This window comes from uncultured Microbacterium sp., assembly GCF_947488465.1.
In the GTDB taxonomy this organism is placed as follows: Bacteria; Actinomycetota; Actinomycetes; order Actinomycetales; family Microbacteriaceae; genus Microbacterium.
Map to the genome: position 1 here is coordinate 152,039 of NZ_CANKZA010000002.1, position 13,536 is coordinate 165,574.

Sequence of the window (13,536 nt, forward strand, 5' to 3'; positions counted from 1 at the left end):
TCAGAGCGGCTCGCCCCGGTACAGCTTCTCGAAGGTGTCCAGGGTCTTCTCGATGTCGTGGATCTCCACGCCATCCAGCGACGCCTGCTGCATCCGTCGGTACTCCACCGGGTCGGCGGTCAGGACGCGACGCAGCTTGTCGGCGAGATCATCGACGTTTCCCGGTTCGAACAGATAGCCGTTCTCGCCGTCATGGATGAGGTGCGGAAGGGCGACGGCGTTCGCGCCGACGACCGGCAGGCCCGAGGCCATGGCTTCCATCGTCGCGATCGACTGCAGCTCGGCGATCGACGCGATGGCGAACACGTCGGCCTGCGCGTACGACGCGCGCAACTGATCCTCCTCGACCCGCCCGTGGAAGACGATCCGGTCCGACAGGCCCAGCCGCTGCGCGGTCTGCTCGAGGTTGCGGCGCTGGTCGCCGCCACCGACGATGTCGAAGGTGATGTTCGGGATGTCGGTGACGAGCTTCGCGATCGCCTCGAGTGTGACCTCGACGTGCTTCTCGGTCGTCAGGCGTCCGACGAACAGCACGCGGTAGTGATCGCGCTCGCTGAAATCGGGGGTGTAGTTGCGCTTGTCGATGCCGCAGCTGATCGGGATGACTCCCTGGATGTCGATCGTCGCCTCGAGGAACTCCGCGGCCTTGCGCGTCGGAGTGGTCACCGCGCGCGACATGTCGAACGTGCGCTTCGCGTCGGCCCACGCGGCCTTGACCACGATCTTGTCGAGCACCGGCGGCAGTGTGGTGAAGTCGAGGATGTTCTCGGCCATCACGTGGTTCGTCGCGATCACCGGGATGCCGCGCTGATGGGCGATGCGGGTGAGCGCCCGTCCGAGGACGATGTGCGACTGGCTGTGCACGACATCTGCGGGCACTTCATCCAGCAGGCGGCGCGAGTAGTGCTTCGCTCGCCAGGGCCAGACGAAACGCAACCAGTCGTGCGGGTACCAGCGCCATCCCGGCGGTCGGTGGACCGTGAGCCGCTGCCCCTCGATCATCTCGTGGAACACTCCGTGCTTGCGGAGCGAGACGCCAGGCGTGAGCACGTGGACGTCATGTCCGCGGCCGGCGAGGCCTGCGGCGAGGCGCTCGGCGAAGCGGGCGGCTCCGTTGACATCGGGGGCAAAGGTGTCGGCGGCGATAACGATCGTCAGCGGTGCCCGCGCGGGGTCGTGCGTCGCGGATCCGGTCACGGGGTACGAGGCCAATCTGTGCGGCGGCGTCCCGCGGATCGCGAGCACGCCGGTGCGAGTCTACCCGAGCACCCTCCGCTCCCCCGGGAGCACCCGCGCGCCGTAGCCTGAAGTCATGGAGCGACTTCACGCAGATGCAGACCCGACTCGCTGGGTGCCGGTGACGGAGTCCTTCGGCTTCCGGGGGCGCCGCGCGCGGAAGAAGGCGATCCGGATGCTGCTGACCCAGGCCGGTGGCGCTCTGGGCACCACGGGGCGACCGGGCGGCGGGGCCACCGCGTGGGCCGTCAGTCAGGCGGCACCGTGGCTCATGCGCAAGGCGGCCGGTCGCGTGCTCGTCTGGGTGTGGAAGAGCGAGCCCGATCTGCTGGTCGTCATGGCACAGATCCAGGAGCTCACGGCGCAGCTGCGCACGGCGCGCGCGATGATGCCGATCGAGTACGACGACACCGAGACCTTCCGCGGCACCTATCTGGGGGTCGGCGAGAAGCTCACCATGCCACTTCCGGCATCGCCCGCCACGCCCCCGTTCGCGACGTACACGTGGGACACCGGCACGCACCTGATCACGGTGACGGCCGTGTGCGCCGACCGCGAGCGCTTCGGCACCGTGATCGGGGCGGTCGACGACCTCGCTCGCTCGCTGCGGCTGAGCGATGACCTCACGGTGGGCGAGCAGACCGTGCTGCGCATCGATCCGGCCTGATCCGCACTATCCGGAGCGCCGGGAGTGGTCGATGCACTCCACGAGCTGATCGCCTCGGGGACCGTTCGCCTGCTCGACTTCGTCATCGTCCACAAGGACGACGAGGGCGGGGTCACCTCGATCGAAATCGAAGACCACCTCGAGGAGTACGGATTCGAGGACATCGAGTTCGCCGCGATCGGTGTCACCGGCCAGGAGGACATCGATTCGTTCGCCGAGCTGATCGACCCGGGGACGTCTGCCGCGATCGTCGCGCTGGAGCTCGCGTGGGCCGCCCGCCTCGCCGGGAGCGTCGCCGCATCGTCGCCGAGTTGCAGAAACTCGCCGCGCTGAAGGATGCCGGGATCCTCGACGACGCCGAGTTCGCGGCTGCGAAGGCCAAACTCCTCGGCTGATCCCGCCGCCGCGCGGCGACACCCGCGCAGCACATCGCGTCAACAAGATGACGCCGCGTGACAGTTCGTGACGCCCCTTGACCACTCATTGCGTCTTGGCCGATGTGCACACCTAGCCTCTCCGAAGGGCAGCACTGCGCCCGTGCACGGAAGACGGGATCCCCCGGGAGGCGATGTGACCATCAACGACGCGACGACCGGCGAGGCCGCGGCGTCTCGCGCCGCGCGCATCGCGAGTGAAGGCGCCCGCGCGCGCGCCCCACGCCCGTCATCGCGGCCGAACGGCCAGTGGAAGATCGACGGCACGGCTCCCCTCAACGGCAACGAAGAGTGGAAGCAGGTCGACAACGGCCTGGCGGTACGCAGCCGGATCGAGAACATCTACGCGAAGGGCGGATTCGCCTCGATCGACCCGACGGATCTGCACGGACGCTTTCGCGTGTGGGGTCTGTACACCCAGCGCAAGCCGGGCATCGACGGCGGGCGCACCGCGCAGCTCGAGCCGCACGAGCTCGAAGACGAGTACTTCATGCTCCGCGTGCGCATCGACGGAGGCCAGCTGACCACGGAGCAACTGCGCGTGATAGCTGGCATCTCGATGGAGTTCGGGCGCGACACCGCCGATCTCACCGATCGGCAGAACATCCAGCTGCACTGGGTCGAGGTCGAATCGATGCCCGAGATCTGGCGGCGCCTCGAGTCCGTCGGCCTCGGGACCACCGAGGCGTGCGGCGATGTGCCGCGTGTCGTGCTCGGTTCCCCCGTCGCGGGCATCGCCGCCGACGAGCTCATCGACCCGACCCCGCAGATCGACGAAATCACCTCACGCTTCATCGGCGACGAGTCGCTCGCGAACCTCCCCCGCAAGTTCAAGTCCGCGATCACCGGGCACCCGAGCCAGGACGTCGTGCACGAGATCAATGACGTCGCCTTCGTCGCCGTCGACCATCCTCAGCTCGGCATCGGCTACGACCTCTGGGTCGGCGGAGGCCTGTCGACCGCTCCCCGACTCGGGGAGCGCCTCGGCGTCTTCGTCACGCCCGACCAGGTGGTGGATGCCTGGCACGGCGTCGCGCAGATCTTCCGCGATTACGGCTACCGGCGCCTGCGCAACAAGGCGCGTTTGAAGTTCTTGCTCGCCGAATGGGGCCCCGAGAAGTTCCGCCAGATCCTTCAGGACGAGTACCTCGGCTACGCACTGCCCGACGGCCCGCCCGCGCCCAAGCCCCTGGCTCACGGCGACCATGTGGGGGTTCACCGCCAGAAGGACGGCCGCTTCTACGTCGGCGTCACCCCGATCGTCGGTCGTGTCTCGGGGCCGAACCTCGGCAGGCTCGCCGACCTGATCGAAGCGCACGGCTCGACGCGCCTGCGCACCACCCCGCATCAGAAGCTCGTCATCCTCGACATCCCCGAAGATCGCGTCGAGTCCCTGATCGCCGGGCTCGACGAGCTCGGGCTGCAGGCGCGACCGAGTCTCATCCGCCGGGGAACGATCGCGTGCACCGGCATCGAGTTCTGCAAGCTCGCCATCGTCGAGACGAAGGCCTATGCCACGGCAGCGGTCGTCGACCTCGAGAAGCGGCTCGACCAGTTCGAGCTCCCGCATCCGATCTCGCTGCACGTCAACGGATGCCCGAACTCGTGCGCACGCATCCAGACCGCCGACATCGGGCTCAAGGGTCAGCTCGTCACGATCGACGGCGAGCAGGTGCCGGGCTACCAAGTGCACCTGGGCGGCGGGCTCGCCAGCGCCGACCGCGACGAAGCTGGACTCGGCCGGACGGTTCGCGGCCTCAAGGTGCCGGCGGACGGCATCGCCGACTACACCGAACGCGTCGTCAAGCGGTTCCTCGCTGATCGCGACGAGGCGTCCGACGAAACCTTCGCCCACTGGGCGCATCGCGCCGAGGAAGAAGCCTTGGTATGAGCGTCTCCCTCGCCCCTCGTATCGAGGTCAAGCGCTCGACTGCCGAACTCGAGGCCCTCGCCGAAGCCGGCAACATCGAGCTCGGATCGATGACGGATCGCGAAGCAACGCCCGCCGAGGTCGTCGCGTGGGTCGCCCGCCACTTCGGTTCGGATGCCGCGGCCGTCGCCTGCTCGATGGCCGACGCCGCGCTGCCACATCTGGTGGCCGAACAGCTTCCCGGTGTGGACGTGCTGTTCCTGGACACCGGTTACCACTTCGCCGAAACGCGATTCACCCGTGACGAGGTGCAGCGCGCGCTCGATGTGCGCATCATCGATGTGCTTCCGCAGCAGACCGTGGCCGAGCAGAATGCCACCTTCGGCGCCGCGCTGTATTCGCGCGACCCGGCCCTGTGCTGCGCGCGGCGCAAGGTCGCCCCGCTCCAGGACGCGTTGAGCGGATACGAGGTGTGGTTCACCGGTGTGCGCCGCGAGGAGGCGCCGACGCGTGCCACCACTCCTCTGGTCACCTGGGATGAGCGCAACGGGCTCGTCAAGGTCAATCCGGTCGCGGCATGGACCTTCGATGACCTGCTCGACTACGCCGGCGATCACCAGGTGCCGGTCAATCTCCTCGTGAGCAACGGGTACCCCTCGATCGGATGCGAGCCCTGCACGGCCCGCGTCGAGCCGGGGGCCGATCCGCGCTCGGGCCGCTGGGCCGGACTCTCCAAGACAGAATGCGGGTTGCACGAATGAGCGCTCCAGCGATCACCCCCACACGCCTCGACACCCTCGATCTGCTCGAAGCCGAGGCCATCCACATCATCCGCGAGGTTGTCGCGGAGTTCGAGCGGCCCGTGCTGTTGTTCTCGGGCGGCAAGGATTCGGTCCTCGTGCTTCACCTCGCGGCGAAGGCGTTCTTCCCCGGCAAGGTCCCCTTCCCGGTGCTGCACGTCGACACGGGACACAACTTCCCCGAGGTCATCGCGTTCCGTGACGAGACGGTCGAACGCCTCGGCATCCGCCTCCACGTCGCGCGCGTGCAGGACTACATCGACGACGGCCGCCTGCACGAGCGCGCCGACGGCACACGCAATCCTTTGCAGACCCTTCCGTTGCTCGATGCGATCGCCGCCGGCACGCACGACGCCGTCTTCGGCGGCGCACGCCGCGACGAAGACAAGGCCCGCGCCAAAGAGCGCATCATCTCGCTCCGCGATGAGTTCGGCCAGTGGGACCCGCGCAACCAGCGCCCCGAGCTCTGGAGCCTGTACAACGGCCGACACACGACCGGCCAGCACGTGCGGGCCTTTCCCATCTCGAATTGGACCGAACTCGACGTCTGGCGCTACATCGAACGCGAGGGCATTCTCCTGCCGCCGCTGTACTTCGCGCACGAGCGCGAGGTGTATTCCCGTGACGGCATGTGGCGGGCCGTCGGCGACGTGTCACCGCCGATGCCCCACGAAACCGTCGAACGCCGCACCGTCCGCTACCGCACGGTCGGCGACATGAGCTGCACCGGAGCGGTCGAATCGCCGGCCGCGACACTCACCGACATCGTCGCGGAGATCGCCGTCTCCACGCTCACCGAGCGCGGAGCGACACGTGCCGACGACCGCATCTCGGAAGCGGCGATGGAAGACCGCAAGAAAGACGGGTACTTCTGATGACGACGCCGACGCTCTTCCGCTTCGCGACCGCCGGATCGGTCGATGACGGCAAGTCGACCCTCGTCGGCCGGCTGCTGCACGATTCGAAGGCGATCCTCGCCGACCAGCTCGAGCAGGTCGCCCGGACGTCCGCGGAACGCGGTTTCGCGCACGGCTCGTTCGATTTCGCCCTGCTGACCGACGGCCTCCGCGCCGAGCGCGAACAGGGCATCACGATCGATGTCGCCTACCGCTACTTCTCCACCGGCAGCCGCAGCTTCATCCTCGCCGACTGCCCCGGTCACGTGCAGTACACGCGCAACATGGTCACCGGTGCCACCACCGCCGACGCCGTGATCGTGCTGGTCGACGGCCGCAAGGGCGTGCTCGAGCAGACCCGCCGCCACCTCGCCGTGCTGGCACTATTGCGCGTGCCGCACGTCATCGTGGCGGTCAACAAGATCGACCTCTTGGGCTTCTCGGCGGAGGCGTTCGCCGGCGTCGCCGCTCAAGTGGAGGCCGTAACCACCGAGCTCGGAATCAGCGACGTGCACGTGCTGCCCGTGTCGGCTCTGGAGGGCGACAACATCGTCAATCGCTCCGAGCGGACACCCTGGTACGAGGGCCCTGCCCTGCTCGAACTGCTCGAGACCCTCCCCGCTCAGGACGAACTCGAATCCGTGCTCGAGGACTTCCGCCTGCCGGTGCAGCTCGTGCTGCGCCCGCAGGGCGGGCTCTCACCCGAGGTGAGTGAGGCAGACGTCGAGTCGCTGCGCGACTACCGCGCCTCGGCCGGCCGGGTGTCATCGGGCACCGTGCGGGTCGGCGATGCCGTGCAGGTCTTTCCCTCCGGCATCCGCACCACCGTGACCGGGCTGTCGGTCGCCGGCGCTCCGGTCGACATGGCCGTCGCGCCGCAGTCGGTTGCCGTGCAACTGGCCGATGACGTCGATGCCGCGCGCGGCACCGTGATCGCGGCGGTCGGCACACTCCCGGTCGCGACCCGTGAGGTCGATGCGGAGCTTTTTCAGCTCGATGCCCGCCCGCTCACCACCGGCGCCCGGGTGCTCATCAAGCACGGCACCTCGACGGTGCAGGCGATCGTCACGCAGATCGACTCACGCTACAACCTCGACTCTCTGGCCCACGAGAGCGCAGACGCCCTGGCCGTCAACGACATCGGCCACGCACGCCTGCGCCTCGCGAGCGACCTCCCGCTCGAGCGGTACAGCCACACCCGCGCCGGCGGCTCGTTCCTGGTCATCCATCCGTCCGACGGCGCGACACTCGCCGCCGGTATCGTGCGCGACTGATCATCGACCTCAGCAGGCAAACCACCATGAGCGCTCCTTTCCCCACTCCGGCGGGACCCACACCAGTCAGGGCCGCACCGGTCATGCCGCGATTGGGGCCGAGCTTCGACGAGAGCGGACCCGCGCGTGCTGCCACCCCCGCCCCGGCACCGATCGTCCGTGTCGAGCACGTGTCCCAGCGGTTCGGCGCCGGTCCGGTCATCCTCGACGACATTTCCCTCGACATTGCGCCCGGAGAGTTCGTCTGCCTCCTCGGCGCCTCCGGTTGCGGCAAATCGACGCTGCTCAACCTGATCGCCGGACTCGATGCGCCGACCGCGGGCACGATCACTACTCCCGCCCAGGGCGCCGCGGTGATGTTCCAGGAGTCCGCACTCATGCCCTGGCTGACCGCGCAGCAAAATGTCGAGCTGGCCCTGCGGCTGCGCGGAGTCGCCCGCGCTGACCGCCGCGAGCGCGCTCTCGCCCTGCTCGATACCGTCAACCTCGCGGATGCCGCAGCTCGGCGCCCGCACCAGCTCTCCGGCGGGATGCGCCAGCGCGTCGCGTTGGCACGAGCGCTCGCGCAGGATCGCCCCGTGCTGTTGATGGATGAACCGTTCGCCGCCCTGGACGCCATCACCCGCGACCTCCTCCACGACGAACTCGAGCGCGTGTGGCGTGCCACCGGCCGCACGATCGTTTTCGTGACGCACAACGTGCGTGAAGCCGCGCGACTGGGCCAACGCGTCGTCCTGCTCTCCAGTCGACCCGGTCGCATCGCGCGGGAATGGCGAATCGCGAAAACCGAGAACCGCCGCATCGAATCGCCGGAGGTGGCGGCTCTCGCCGTCGAGATCACGGCGCACCTGCGGAAGGAGATCCGTCGCAATGCCTCGTGACACGATCTCCGCCGACGACCTGCGCAGCCTCGAAGCGGGACTCGATCGTCTGCAGACGAACCAGCCCGTGCGCACGAGCGCCCTCCAACGCGCAACGCGTTCGGTGCTGCCTCCGTTGATCTTTCTGGTCGCGCTCCTCGTGGTCTGGCAGCTCGCCGTCGTTCTGTGGCAGCTCCCGCCCGACGTCCTCCCCACTCCGGGCGCCGTCTGGAGCGCCGTCGGCGCATCGTGGCAATCGGGCGTATTGCCGGCCGCGGTCACGACGAGCCTCGGCCGCGGGCTGGCGGGTTTCGCGATCGCGATCGTGGTCGGCACCCTCCTCGGCGTGCTGCTCGCCGAGGTGCGACCGCTGCGCCGCGCGATCGGACCGGTTGTCTCGGGCCTCATGGTGCTGCCGTCGGTCGCCTGGGTGCCGGCGGCGATCCTGTGGTTCGGAATGACAGATGCGCTCGTCTACTTCGTCGTACTGATGGGCGCGGTCCCCTCGATCGTGAACGGTCTCCTGTCGGGATGCGACCAGGTCTCCCCGCAGCTGCGGCGGGTGGGCCGCGTGCTCGGCGCCGGACCGCTGCAGCAGGCGACGCTTGTCATGCTCCCCGCGGCGCTGCCGGGATACCTGGCGGGACTGAAGCAGGGCTGGGCATTCGCCTGGCGCGGCGTGCTGGCCGCCGAGATCATCGCGGTCGGCGGCTCGCTCGGCGCGGGCGTGGGCGCGCTCCTGCAGGAGAGCAGAGCCGCAGAGAACCTCGCGGGCGTGCTGGCCGCCATCTTCGTCATTCTGATCATCGGCATCGTCGTGGAACTCGCGGTGCTGGCGCCGATCGAACGGCGCGTCTTGCGCCGCCGCGGGCTCACTCCCGGGGGGACTCAATGAATCAATCGATCGCTCTCATGACCGGGCGCGTGACCCTGGTGGGTGCCGGCCCCGGCGACGCGGGACTGTTGACCGTGCGTGGACTGCGCGCGCTCGAGGCCGCCGACGTGATCGTCGCCGACCGCCTTGGCGCCCGGGGTGTCCTCGATGGGCTCGCCGCCGACGGCGTGCACCTTCGCGCCGAGGTCATCGACGTCGGCAAGCTGCCCGGTCATCACGCCGTGCCGCAGGACGGCATCAACGCGCTCCTCGTGCACCTCGCCCGCGAGGGCAAGAACGTCGTGCGCCTCAAGGGTGGCGACCCGTACGTGTTCGGTCGCGGCGCGGAAGAACTCGCGTTCTGCCAAGAGGCAGACATCGAGGTCGTCGTCGTTCCGGGCATCACGAGCGCGATCTCCGTGCCCGCTCTTGCCGGCATCCCCCTGACACACCGCGGGCTTGCGACGGCCTTCACCGTCGTCACCGGCCACGACCAGATCGTGGCGCTCGGCGGGGGAAGCGACCACACGGTCGTTCTCCTCATGGGTGTCGGCACGCTCGGCCACTCCGCACTGACTCTCGCCCGCGGCGAGCGCGGCGCGGACTGCCCGATCGCGGTGATCGAAGACGGTTTCGGCCCGCGTCAGCGGGTCACAGTGGGCACCCTCGGCACGATCGCGGCACAGGCGGCCGCGCGCGGCATCCGCTCCCCCGCCGTCGTCGTCGTCGGCGATGTCGTGCGTCTCAGCCCCTTCGCTCCGGCCGAACTCGCCGCCTCGGCGCTGGCTGTGTCAGAACAGCACACCGCTGGCCTGGCCACCCGCTTGTCCACGTGACAGATGTGGCCGCATCCGGCCCGCCGGAGCGAACCACCTGGCCCTCGAACCACTCACACCGAAAGACACCTCTGTGACTTCTCTGAACCTGCGCGTCGCGATCGTCGGCGCCGGCCCCGCCGGCATCTATGCGGGCAACATCCTCGCCAACTCGGTCCGCGAGACCGGCGGCCAGGTCTCGATCGACCTGTTCGATTCGCTCCCCGCGCCCTACGGCCTGATCCGGTACGGCGTGGCACCCGATCACCCGCGCATCAAGGGCATCGTCACCTCGCTGCACGAGATGTTGGATGCCGGCGCCATCCGCTTCCTCGGCAACGTCGAGGTCGGCCGTGACATCGCGCTCGACGACCTGCGCGAGCGCTACGACGCCGTCATCCTCGCGACGGGCGCGATCCGGGATGCCGCACTCGACATCCCGGGCATCGATCTGCCGGGCTCCTACGGTGCCGCCGACTTCGTTGCGTGGTTCGACGGACATCCCGACGTCCCGCGCGAGTGGCCGCTCGATGCGGCGGAGGTCGCCGTGATCGGCAACGGCAACGTCGCCCTCGATGTGGCGCGCGTGCTCGCCAAGCACGCCGTCGACCTCCGATCGACCGAGGTGCCCGACAACGTGCTCGCCGGGCTCGAAGCATCCGCCGTCACCGACGTGCACGTGTTCGGCCGTCGCGGCCCACTCGATGTGAAGTTCACCCCGATCGAGCTGCGCGAGCTCGGCGAGGTGCCGGACGTCGACATCGTCCTCGCCGACGAAGACTTCGAGGCGCTCGAACTCGCCGCCGGCTCCAGCAACCAACTCAAGGTGATTCTGCGGACGTTCCAGGCGTGGCGGACCCGGGGGCTCAGCGGCGCGCGCCGTCGCCTGCACCTGCACTTCTGGCACGCGCCGGTTGCCGTCCTCGGCGACCAGCGCGTCGAGGCCCTGCGCTTCGAACGCACCGCGGTCGGCGACGACGGTGTCGTGCGCGGCACCGGCGAGATCCGCGACATCCCCGTGCAGGCGGTCTATCGGGCGGTCGGCTACTTCGGCACTCCCGTGATCGATGCACCCTTCGACGACACACGCGGGGTGATTCCGAATGTGGAGGGCCGCGTCGTCGACGTCCCCGGCCTGTACGCGACCGGCTGGATCAAGCGGGGACCCGTCGGGCTCATCGGCCACACCAAGTCCGACGCGATGGAGACGATCGCGCACCTGGTCGCCGATGCGAGCGCCGGAGTGCTGGCCTCGCCCGTCATCGATGACGACGTGGTCGACGTGCTCGCTGAGCGGGAGGTCGCCTTCACGACCTGGCATGGTTGGCTCGCGCTTGATGCGCACGAGCGCGCTCTCGGTTCGTCGCACCGGCACACCCGCGAGCGGGTCAAGGTCGTTCCGCGCGACGAGCAGGTCGACATCTCGCGCGCCGACAGCCTCGCCCGGTCGTGACCGAAACCTCGGTCGATGCGCTGATCATCGGGGGCGGACCGGCCGGCCTGTCGGCCGCCCTCAATCTCGCCCGCGCCCGCACCTCGGTTCTCGTGGCCGACACGGGACGGCCACGCAACGCTGCCACGCTGCGCTCGCACGGCTTCCTCACGCGCGACGGCATCTCTCCGATCGAACTGCGCAAACTCGCCCGCGCCGAACTCGACGTGTATCCGGCGGTGCGGGTCCTCGACCGCACGAGCGTCACGACGCTGACGGAAGCGGATGCCGGGGACGACGCCCGCTTCACCGCCACTCTGCAATCCGGCCGCTCCCGCGAGCCGCGCGTGGTGTCCGCACGCTCGGTGCTCATCGCAACAGGTCTGCGCGAGACACTGCCAGCGGTCCCGAGCCTGCGCTCCTTCTACGGCATGACTCTGTTCAGCTGCGCCGCGTGTGACGCGTGGGAGTTGCAAGACCGACCGCTCGCCCTGATCGGCGAGACTCCCGACCTTCCGGCCCGCGCCCGGCTCCTCGCGCGCTGGACCGACGACCTCGCGGTCTTCACGAACGGCGCCGGCGTCGTCGACACCGTCGAAGAGGCCGAGCTCGCGGCATCCGGCATCGTCGTCGAGCGGCGCCCGATTGCAGACCTCGAGGGCGACCGCGGCCAGGTCAGCGGCATCCTGCTCACGGACGGCACCCGCATTCCGATCGCCGGCGGCTTCGTCCGCCCGCGCTGGGAGCCCGCTCTCGATTTCCTCGCCGGGCTCGACGTTCGCCGCGATAGCGATGGCCACCTGCTGGTCGACCGTTCAGGCCGGACCACGATCGCGGGACTGTACGGCGCGGGCGATGCCGCCGCCCCCGGCCCGCAGCAGCTCATCGTCGCCGCCGGCCAAGGCGCGCGCGCGGCCGCCGTGATGGTCCACGACATGGTCGGTGTGCGCACCACCCACTGACCCTCCCCCCTCCCACCCTCCTTCCCCCTCCCACCCTTCCTTCCCTGTGGCTGCGAGCCGGCGCAGTCTGCCGTGGGCGCCGGATGCAGACGGCAGTTGGCGTCGGCTCGCGCCCGGGGAGCCGTCACGACGACGGGGTGCCAGGCTGCCACCCGCGGGCCAGGAGGGCCTCGCGGGTGCGGGCAAGTTGCCGCGTGCGAGCGGGCCCTCGATGGGACTTGTTCACTCGGATGACGCGCCATCCCAGGCGTGCGAGCTCATCGAGCCGGTCGGATCTCAAACGTCTCGTGACGAGCATCGTGATCGCGTGACAAGCATCCGCGCGCGATGAACGTGTCACGGATGCGGCCGCTCGCGGCGCCGTGAGCACCTACGCCCGGGCGATGGCGACGGCCGTCGCGCGGAGCCCCCTCGAACGCTACTTCCCGCACTACGAAGTGACCGGGCGCAACAAGGCACTCGACAAGCGCAGTCGTGACGTCGTGAAGGCGGCCCTGCGCGATGCGCAGAAGCGCACCGGCGAGCGCGCCGTGCGCAGACTCACCGAGCGGGGCGATGATGGCCTCCTGCGCTTCATCGAGACCCCGCCCACGATGACGCACCTCGAACCCGACCTCGCCGCGCGCGTGCAGGCGGCAATCGACGCGTACCGCCTGACCACGAACGCCGATATCCGGCTGCTGCTGCAGCAGTTCACCCCGTCCGACACCGTGCGGCGCGTGGTCGGCGTCGGGAGCGTCGGCACCCGGTGCTAGATCACCGTGCTTCAGGATGCCGGCGGTCATCCGCTGCTTCTGCAGGTCAAGCAGGCGGGGCCGAGCGTCCTGGTCGAGCACGGCCGGCAAGACGTCCCACCCGGCGTCGCGAGCCTCATCTCCCGCTCCGGGGCGTCGGCCGACCAGAGTAGGTGGCACATTCTGCCCGCCGGGGGCGGCGGATGCCGTCGATCGCGCCACCTGTTTCCCGGCGGCCGGCGAGGACGCTCCCGAGAGTCAGTCCTGCTCAGGGCGCCAGAGCACGACCTCGGTCGCCCGGCGCACGCGCGTGCCGTGGCGGACCGAGACCACCGAGCCGCTGGCCCCGGCCGCGAACACCCGTGACCGTTGTTCGAGCTCTTCCCGAACCCGGGTCTCGAGCTGTGCGATCCGGCGCCGGAGCGCACGGTTCTCGTTCTCGAGCTCGATCAGACGCGAGATCGCCGGCAGGCTCATGCCTTCGGCCGACAACGCCGCGACCTCGCGCAGTTGCTTCACATGGCGCAGCGAATAGCGGCGTGATCCGCCCTGCGTGCGGCCGGGCACGACGAGGCCGAGGCGGTCGTACTGCCGGAGGGTCTGCGGATGCATCCCCGACAGCTCGGCCGCAGCCGTGATCGCGAAGATCGGCGTCTCCTCGTCCACCTCGTCGGCCATGACC

Annotated in this window: 14 protein-coding genes and 1 pseudogene; 13 read left to right on the forward strand and 2 right to left on the reverse strand. The window is 69.4% G+C overall.

The window, feature by feature from the left end; genetic code table 11:
• Positions 1-1,197: a glycosyltransferase gene (locus Q0653_RS05685; RefSeq protein ID WP_298943908.1), complete on the reverse strand. Its 1,197-nt coding sequence runs from the start codon at positions 1,195-1,197 to the stop codon at positions 1-3.
• A 115-nt stretch (positions 1,198-1,312) separates the two neighbouring features.
• On the opposite strand from Q0653_RS05685, the gene Q0653_RS05690 reads away from it, so the two are divergent.
• From Q0653_RS05690 to Q0653_RS05750, 13 genes and pseudogenes are all read left to right on the forward strand, one after another.
• On the forward strand, positions 1,313-1,903 hold the full coding sequence (locus Q0653_RS05690; protein ID WP_298943370.1) for a hypothetical protein: 591 nt from the start codon (positions 1,313-1,315) through the stop codon (positions 1,901-1,903).
• Positions 1,904-1,927: 24 nt separating this feature from the next.
• A complete protein-coding gene (locus Q0653_RS05695) occupies positions 1,928-2,236 on the forward strand; it encodes a DUF6325 family protein (RefSeq protein ID WP_298740852.1) in 309 nt (102 codons plus the stop codon).
• Positions 2,215-2,298: an SHOCT domain-containing protein gene (locus tag Q0653_RS05700; protein ID WP_298741227.1), complete on the forward strand. Its 84-nt coding sequence runs from the start codon at positions 2,215-2,217 to the stop codon at positions 2,296-2,298. The genes Q0653_RS05695 and Q0653_RS05700 overlap by 22 nt, the downstream gene beginning before the upstream one ends.
• Before the next feature lie 229 nt (positions 2,299-2,527).
• A complete protein-coding gene (locus Q0653_RS05705; RefSeq protein WP_298943910.1) occupies positions 2,528-4,228 on the forward strand; it encodes a nitrite/sulfite reductase in 1,701 nt (566 codons plus the stop codon).
• Positions 4,225-4,968, forward strand: a complete 744-nt coding sequence (locus Q0653_RS05710; RefSeq protein ID WP_298740854.1) for a phosphoadenylyl-sulfate reductase — start codon at positions 4,225-4,227, stop codon at positions 4,966-4,968. Before Q0653_RS05705 ends, Q0653_RS05710 begins: the two co-directional genes overlap by 4 nt.
• A complete protein-coding gene (gene cysD / locus Q0653_RS05715) occupies positions 4,965-5,882 on the forward strand; it encodes a sulfate adenylyltransferase subunit CysD (RefSeq protein ID WP_298943373.1) in 918 nt (305 codons plus the stop codon). The genes Q0653_RS05710 and cysD overlap by 4 nt, the downstream gene beginning before the upstream one ends.
• Positions 5,882-7,177, forward strand: coding sequence for a GTP-binding protein (locus Q0653_RS05720; RefSeq protein ID WP_298943375.1), 1,296 nt, complete (start codon positions 5,882-5,884; stop codon positions 7,175-7,177). The genes cysD and Q0653_RS05720 overlap by 1 nt, the downstream gene beginning before the upstream one ends.
• A 26-nt stretch (positions 7,178-7,203) precedes the next feature.
• The gene (locus tag Q0653_RS05725) at positions 7,204-8,058 is read left to right on the forward strand and encodes an ABC transporter ATP-binding protein (RefSeq protein ID WP_298943377.1); all 855 of its coding nucleotides are present in this window, start codon (positions 7,204-7,206) and stop codon (positions 8,056-8,058) included.
• The gene (locus tag Q0653_RS05730; RefSeq protein ID WP_298943379.1) at positions 8,048-8,932 is read left to right on the forward strand and encodes an ABC transporter permease; all 885 of its coding nucleotides are present in this window, start codon (positions 8,048-8,050) and stop codon (positions 8,930-8,932) included. Before Q0653_RS05725 ends, Q0653_RS05730 begins: the two co-directional genes overlap by 11 nt.
• Entirely contained in the window at positions 8,929-9,747 is an 819-nt protein-coding gene (gene cobA / locus Q0653_RS05735) for a uroporphyrinogen-III C-methyltransferase (RefSeq protein ID WP_298943380.1), read from the forward strand. Before Q0653_RS05730 ends, cobA begins: the two co-directional genes overlap by 4 nt.
• A gap of 73 nt (positions 9,748-9,820) precedes the next feature.
• Positions 9,821-11,179: an FAD-dependent oxidoreductase gene (locus Q0653_RS05740; protein ID WP_298943381.1), complete on the forward strand. Its 1,359-nt coding sequence runs from the start codon at positions 9,821-9,823 to the stop codon at positions 11,177-11,179.
• Entirely contained in the window at positions 11,176-12,120 is a 945-nt protein-coding gene (locus Q0653_RS05745) for an NAD(P)/FAD-dependent oxidoreductase (RefSeq protein ID WP_298943383.1), read from the forward strand. Before Q0653_RS05740 ends, Q0653_RS05745 begins: the two co-directional genes overlap by 4 nt.
• Positions 12,121-12,458: 338 nt before the next feature.
• A pseudogene (locus tag Q0653_RS05750) lies at positions 12,459-12,875 on the forward strand (DUF2252 family protein); the annotation flags it as partial.
• A 237-nt stretch (positions 12,876-13,112) separates the two neighbouring features.
• Here Q0653_RS05750 and Q0653_RS05755 read toward each other — a convergent pair.
• On the reverse strand, positions 13,113-13,532 hold the full coding sequence (locus tag Q0653_RS05755; protein WP_298740872.1) for a MerR family transcriptional regulator: 420 nt from the start codon (positions 13,530-13,532) through the stop codon (positions 13,113-13,115).
• Positions 13,533-13,536 lie beyond the last annotated feature (4 nt).

Coding starts and splice junctions, on each gene's coding strand:
- Q0653_RS05755 (WP_298740872.1), bottom strand. CDS start 13,532: ATGGCCGACGAGGTGGACGAGGAGACGCCGATCTTCGCGATCACGGCT.
- Q0653_RS05690 (WP_298943370.1), top strand. CDS start 1,313: ATGGAGCGACTTCACGCAGATGCAGACCCGACTCGCTGGGTGCCGGTG.
- Q0653_RS05730 (WP_298943379.1), top strand. CDS start 8,048: ATGCCTCGTGACACGATCTCCGCCGACGACCTGCGCAGCCTCGAAGCG.
- Q0653_RS05710 (WP_298740854.1), top strand. CDS start 4,225: ATGAGCGTCTCCCTCGCCCCTCGTATCGAGGTCAAGCGCTCGACTGCC.
- cobA (WP_298943380.1), top strand. CDS start 8,929: ATGAATCAATCGATCGCTCTCATGACCGGGCGCGTGACCCTGGTGGGT.
- Q0653_RS05720 (WP_298943375.1), top strand. CDS start 5,882: ATGACGACGCCGACGCTCTTCCGCTTCGCGACCGCCGGATCGGTCGAT.
- cysD (WP_298943373.1), top strand. CDS start 4,965: ATGAGCGCTCCAGCGATCACCCCCACACGCCTCGACACCCTCGATCTG.
- Q0653_RS05725 (WP_298943377.1), top strand. CDS start 7,204: ATGAGCGCTCCTTTCCCCACTCCGGCGGGACCCACACCAGTCAGGGCC.